Source organism: Moorena sp., from assembly GCF_982860115.1.
The window spans coordinates 1-4,155 of sequence record NZ_CEYLVT010000382.1 but is presented as its reverse complement, the minus strand read 5'-3'; the positions used below and the strand labels follow the sequence as shown (position 1 = coordinate 4,155).

Below are 4,155 nucleotides of genomic sequence, written 5' to 3'. Positions count from 1 at the left end.
CACGTCGGTCTAGAATTATTGAAGCTAATCGATGGATTGTTAATAACAACGGAGTAGTGGAGTTAGTGGCTGATTCAGTTCAGTCGAGTCCCTTCATTTCCTGGTTTTCACCTTATTATTGTGTACGGTAACAGCATTTGGGACTATGGCGCTACCCGACAGGTGTGACTCTGAGCAACAGTGGGGGGAACTCTATAACTGAGAGTAATCGGCCAGGTCTATCCATGAAATGCGTCAGCTTCCCCTTTTCCCACAAAGCTAATCCCCTCACAGCAACTCTACCAAAAGACCCGATTTCACTAATGCAATTGGGCTTAGTGGGATTGCTCGAAGTTAGTAGTCTATGGTTATTCCTCGCCTCACCAACTCTAGGTCAAATTACCCCAGATAATACCCTGGGGGATGAAAATTCAATAGTTACTCCTAATCAGACTATCCGTGGTGCAGTAGCTGATTTAATCGAAGGGGGAGCCATACGAGATAGTAACTTATTCCAGAGTTTTCTGGAATTTAATGTTGGTAATGGTCAACGAGTGTATTTTGCTAATCCCGATGGCATTACTAATATTTTGACTCGTGTTACTGGCAGCAGCCTGTCTCAAATTCTGGGCACCTTGGGAGTAAATGGTAGCGCTAATTTATTCTTGCTTAATCCCAATGGTATTAACTTTGGATCTAATGCGAGCTTAGATGTCGCAGGCTCCTTTGTCGCTAGCACTGCCGATAGTGCAATATTTGACAATGGTTTCAACTTTAGCGCTAGTGATCCCAATGCCCCACCATTGTTAACCATTAATATTCCCACCGGTTTGCAATATGGCAGCAATCCTGGCTCAGTCAACGTGATAGGAGCTACTTTAGGCATAGACACAGGGCAAACCATGGCTTTACTTGGGGGTGAGGTAAACCTCAATGGTGCCACGCTCCAAGTGCCAGGGGGACGGGTGGAATTAGGAGGATTATCTAGTCCAGGAACAGTTGCCCTCAATGGCGCAACATCGGTTAGTTTTCCCGATGGTGTCCAACCAGCTGATGTTTCTTTGACCAACGGTAGCTTGGTAGATGTAACGTCTGTCAATGGCGGAACTATTGCCATCAATAGTGCTAACTTCGAGATGTCTCAATCCACGTTACAAGCTGGATTGACCGATGGAGCAGGTATATCAAATGCCGTAGCTGGCAATATTACTATTAATACTAATGGCAACACCAATCTCAGTGACAGAAGTTTGATTGCTAATGATATAGATACTTTAGCGATAGGCAATGGTGGTTTCATACAGCTAACCACTAGCGGTCTTACTATTACTGGTGGCTCAAGAATTCAAACCGTTACCAATAGCAATGGCGGATCAGGAGATATTGAGATTAATGCTAATGGTGCCATTGATATCTCCGGTTTTACTGAAGATGGGTTATTTAGCGGGATTCTCACTCGTTCCGCTGCTGACACTAGTGGCTTTGGAGGCAACATTACTATTAATAATGCCCAAGGGTCACTGAATCTAGGTAATCGGGGATTTATCGGTACAGTTACCGATAGTAGTAGTAATGGCGGTGCGATCGCACTCCATCTCAATACCTTAGTCCTGGAAACTGGCGGACAGATTGTCACTGCTACCAGCAACTTAGGCAATGCTGGAGATATCACCATTAACGCTAGCGAAAGTGTGACTATATCTGGGGAAAGTCGGGATTTTCTCCCTAATCCTTTCCTGGATTTAGAAACCTTTGACTTAAATGCTCTGGAGTTTATTACTGAGCCCAATCCCGACGTAGCGGAATCAGGACCAGGAGGAATTCCCTATGTTTCCATTGAACGGACTCCAGAACAGATTATTAATGGCACAACTGTCTTGGGTACAGCTGAAGATCAATTCGATTACTTCTCCTTCAGCATTACGAATGGCAACAGTCGAGCGATTTTCGACATCGACAATGGCTCGACTGAAGGAGACGGCAACATAGATACCAAGATTTTCCTGTTTAATCGCGGTACAGGAGAATTATTAGAGGTCAATGACGATTCTCAAGCTGCTGATGGTGCTGGTGGTAGTAGAGAAGTTTTTGGCAGTTTCTCCACAGACTCCTTAATTGATACCACTATCCCCTCACCAGGGGTTTACTTACTCGGAGTTGGTGCCTTCCCCTCTGATGCTAGTAATAATCAATCGATTGAGGGAGCAAGCCCACAAGTGGGGAACACTTACACCTTGCAAGTGTCTTTAGAAAACCAAGGCATAGAGGGAGTCTCGTTACCGGAAGACCCCTTCAATCCGGATAACTTTAATCCTAATATGGAAGAAGCCAGGAGCGGCTTATTTTCGGAATCGACAGGTACAGGCCATGGTGGCAGCTTAACAATTAATACTGACAAATTGATACTCAACAATGGTGGCAGAATTTCCACCGATGCCTTTGATGCCGGTCGTGGTGGCAATATTAGGTTAAATGTGGGCTCATTGCTGGAAGTGAATGCATCAACCTTAATCTCAAGCATTGCCCGGGGTAGTGGAGATGCGGGTAACCTAGTGATTGATACCAAACAATTGCAGGCGATCGGGGGTATTCTAAGTACCAGCACCTTGAGCTCCGGTAATGCTGGTGAGATTACCATTACCGCCACAGAATCTGTGATGCTCGGAGGTACAACCGCTGAAGAGCGTGGGCACATCCGGAGCAACGCCAGACCTGGAGCAACTGGCAAGGTTGGGAGAGTAGTTGTTGACACTCCAGTTTTGCAGTTGCGTGATGGCGCTCAGATCACCTCGATTAATGCCGGTGATGGGGATGGGGGCAGTGTAACGATTAGAGCTAACTTAGTCGAAGCCATTGGTGACTCACCTGATGGTCTATTTCCCAGCGCCTTGATTACATCTACACGGGGCATCGGCCCTGGCGGCAATTTAATCATTGAAACGGAGCGTTTGCTTATCAGTGATGGAGCACAATTTGGCTCTGGTACTTCTGGAGTTGGGGATGCTGGAAATATCATGGTGTATGCTTCCGAGTCGGTAGATGTGATTGGCACTGATGCTAGTGGTACAGGCTCTAGCGGCTTATTCACGAGTGCACTAAATGTTACTAGTACTCGGGAGGAAACGGCTGGGAGGGGGGGCAATCTAGTGATTGAAACTGGGCGTTTGCGAGTGGCTGAAGGGGGACGTCTCCAAGCCTCTGCGGTTGGTCCTGGGGATGGTGGCAGTATTACGATTCGGGCAAGTTCGGTGGAGGTCAGTGATGCCTTTATCGATTTTGCTGACACTGTCAGTGGTGTGTTGGTTTCCGTGGATCGAGGAGCCACTGGCAATGGCGGTCAATTAGAGATAGATGCTCAACGGTTGCACATCTTCGATGGTGGACAGGTGATTGCTTCTAGCTCAGGGGATGGTCAAGCTGGGGATATCTTCCTCAATGTTAATGACATAGAAGTCACTGGTATTTCAGAAGACGGTGAGTTTCCTAGTCAGATTGCTGCCTTCTCAGAGGGTAACTCGGCTGCAGGTGATGTGACCATTACCAGCAACAACTTAAGAGTTCGTAATGGTGCCCAAATTTCCGTCAGTGCTAGTGGTAATGGGGATAATGCCAAGGCTGGTGATCTCAAGATTAAGGCTGAGTCGATTTTATTAGACCGGAGCGCTAACCTTTCTGCTGAAGTCAGTGCTGGGGATCTCGGTAATATTATCATCGATTCCGACCTAATCTTGATGCGCGATGGCAGTAACATCACTACTAATGCTACAGGTTCTGCCACTGGGGGTAATATTACTATTGATACTGACTTGCTAGTTGCCCTAGACAATAGCGATATCACGGCCAATGCTCAACTCGACTTTGGTGGACGAGTGATTATCAATGCCTTAGGCATTTTTGGCACTGAATTTCGAGAACAAAAAACCCCATTAAGTGATATTACCGCTTCTTCCGAACGAGGAGCTTCCTTTAGCGGTACTGTGGAAATTAATGCACCATACTTCGACCCTAGTGCAGGATTATTCCAGCTACCGGAAACTTTTGTTAATCCCAAACTGCTAGTTGCCACTGGTTGCGGTACCGATGATGGTAATCAATTTACCGAATTTGGGCGCGGTGGCTTACCCACAGACCCCACTAAACCGCTTCGGGGTCAAACCCTGTGGATGGATTTACGGC

At 46.7% G+C, this 4,155-nt stretch carries 1 protein-coding gene; it reads left to right on the top strand.

The features are described 5' to 3' along the window. Nucleotides 1-224 precede the first annotated feature (224 nt). A partial coding sequence (locus tag AC4II3_RS31675) for a two-partner secretion domain-containing protein (RefSeq protein WP_488029799.1) occupies nt 225-4,155 on the top strand: 3,931 nt, incomplete at its 3' end.